This window comes from uncultured Campylobacter sp., from assembly GCF_938018035.1.
Classification (GTDB): domain Bacteria; phylum Campylobacterota; class Campylobacteria; order Campylobacterales; family Campylobacteraceae; genus Campylobacter_B.
Genome location: NZ_CALIJF010000170.1, coordinates 1 through 2,142, shown reverse-complemented (window position 1 = coordinate 2,142; position 2,142 = coordinate 1). Strand labels below are relative to the sequence as shown.

General features: G+C 49.5%; 3 protein-coding genes. 2 read left to right on the top strand and 1 reads right to left on the bottom strand.

Annotation, left to right across the window (positions count from 1 at the left end; all coding sequences use genetic code 11):
* Nucleotides 1–115: 115 nt before the first annotated feature.
* Both msrB and Q0257_RS05260 read left to right on the top strand, forming a co-directional pair.
* Complete coding sequence (msrB, locus tag Q0257_RS05265; RefSeq protein ID WP_298022458.1) at nt 116–1,063, top strand: peptide-methionine (R)-S-oxide reductase MsrB; 948 nt, start codon at nt 116–118, stop codon at nt 1,061–1,063.
* Nucleotides 1,064–1,613: 550 nt separating this feature from the next.
* On the top strand, nt 1,614–1,820 hold the full coding sequence (locus Q0257_RS05260; protein ID WP_298022455.1) for a hypothetical protein: 207 nt from the start codon (nt 1,614–1,616) through the stop codon (nt 1,818–1,820).
* A 67-nt stretch (nt 1,821–1,887) separates the two neighbouring features.
* On the opposite strand, the gene Q0257_RS05255 is transcribed toward Q0257_RS05260, so the two are convergent.
* Nucleotides 1,888–2,142 (bottom strand): hypothetical protein (locus Q0257_RS05255; protein WP_298022452.1); only part of this gene is annotated, 255 nt, incomplete at its 5' end.

Here is a 2,142-nt window from a genome sequence, read left to right as displayed (position 1 = left end):
TAAAGTTTTAATCTGCCTCTTTGCTTTGGCGGCGGGTTATTTAGTCGCGCTCAATGCCGCAGGCGGCAGTAGCGCCGGTGCGTCGGACGCAAATTTTAAAGTTAAAGGAGGCGGCGTGAACGCAAACGTAAAAGAAATTTATCTAGCAGGCGGCTGCTTCTGGGGGATGGAGGCGTATTACAAACAGCTCGACGGTATAGTCGCGACGCAGGTAGGCTACGCCAACGGCAAGAGCGATAAAGCAAGCTACGAGGGCTTACATAGCAGCGATCATGCCGAGACGCTACACTTAAAATACGACGCCAACGTCATCAGCGAGCCTGAAATTTTGGCGCATTATTTCCGCATCATCGATCCGTTCTCGATCGACAAGCAGGGTAACGACCGCGGTCGCCAATACCGCACGGGCATCTACTACGCCGATGAGGCGAGCGGCGAGCTCGCGCGCTTTTTCATAGCCGCGCAGCAGGCGAAATTTAAAGAAAAGATCGCCGTCGAAGTGGCGCCGCTAAAGAATTTCGTCCGCGCAGAGGAGTATCATCAAGACTACCTCGGCAAAAATCCCGGCGGATACTGCCACATCGATCTGCGCCTAGCCAAAAAGCCGCTTGAGGACGATGAGAAATTTAAAGTGCAAAGCAAGGAGGAGCTGAAGAAAAATTTAACCGAGCTTCAGTATCAAGTCACGCAGGAAAAGGCGACAGAGCGGCCGTTTTCGAGCGAATACGACAAGAATTATAAAAAGGGCATCTACATCGACATCGTGTCGAAAAAGCCGCTTTTTTCATCCACCGATAAATTTGACGCAGGCTGCGGCTGGCCGAGCTTTTCAAAGCCGATAACGACCGATGCGATCGCGTACGCGCAAGATGACAGCCACGGTATGCAGCGCGTCGAGGTCTCAAGCCGCGTAGGAGGCAGCCATTTAGGACACGTCTTTGAGGACGGGCCGAGAGAGAAGGGCGGTATGAGATACTGCATCAACGGCGCGAGTTTAAAATTTATCCCGCTTGAGGAGATGGACGCGCTAGGCTACGGGGATTATAAAATTTACGTAGAGTAACGCGGGCTAGGGCTTTGGCTCGGCGATCGGTTCGGCGGTCAGTCGGTTAGTTTTATACGGCTCGGCTGCCAATCGGTCGGCGGTATATCGGTTCGGCATTCAGTCGTTTTGCAATTCGGGCGCGCTCCTCTAGTCTGCGGCTACTGCTTTTAGCGGTCGGTCGGTTTTATACGGCTCCGCTATCGATAAATTCGGCAGCTGGTCGGTTGATTTTACAATCATATCAATAGCTAGCTTACGGGCATTTCATCGATTGATTTGACGGCTAGACGATCGATTTTCAATCGGTCGGTTGTTTGACGACTAGTCGGTTGCCGATCGGTTTGGCTGGCGGCTAGTTTAGTTCGCGGTCGAGCGGAAGCTTGACGATCGGCGGACGGCTTGGCGGTTTGATGATTTATCGGCGGATAAATTGGTTTGGCAGCCACAGATGGAATTTTAAAATTCCAAATACGATAAATTTACCTCTAAAGAATTTCATGCGGCGTAGCCGCAATAGAAAGAATTTAACGCGAGCGCATCGCCCATATAGCGTTGTAGAGGGTTAGGTGTGGTTTGCGGGCGAGTAGAGCAATGCGGTGCTGCGGAGGCGGCGCCCGCGAGAAATGTGACCTCGCAACCCCTTCCTGCCCCAAGAAACAGAAAATACGGCATAAATTCCACAAGCCGTGGATTCGGCGATAAAATTTTGAAATTTTATCTCTTAAAACATAATAAGCGTAGCGTGCTTAGCAAGAGGCGCAGTATAAAATTTTGAAATTCTGCAACGAAAACGGCGTCTATGCAATGCCCTCTCTACATCCGCGTCGCAAATTTTAAATTTATTATAAAATTTTGATGACGAACCCCGCGAAAAATAGAAAAATCCCTACATAGATCGCTAAAAACGGCGCGATTATCGCATAAAGTATGATGAGCTCGAAAAAATTGTAGATTATGTGCTTGCTTTTGGGCTCTTTAAATTTTAATTCTAGCGGCTCGTTCGAATCAAACGGCGCATTGGAGCGCAAGATGTGCTTTGGACTAAACATCCAGCGCACGAAGTCTATTTTATTGCGCTGCATATAGTCTTTGCCGAT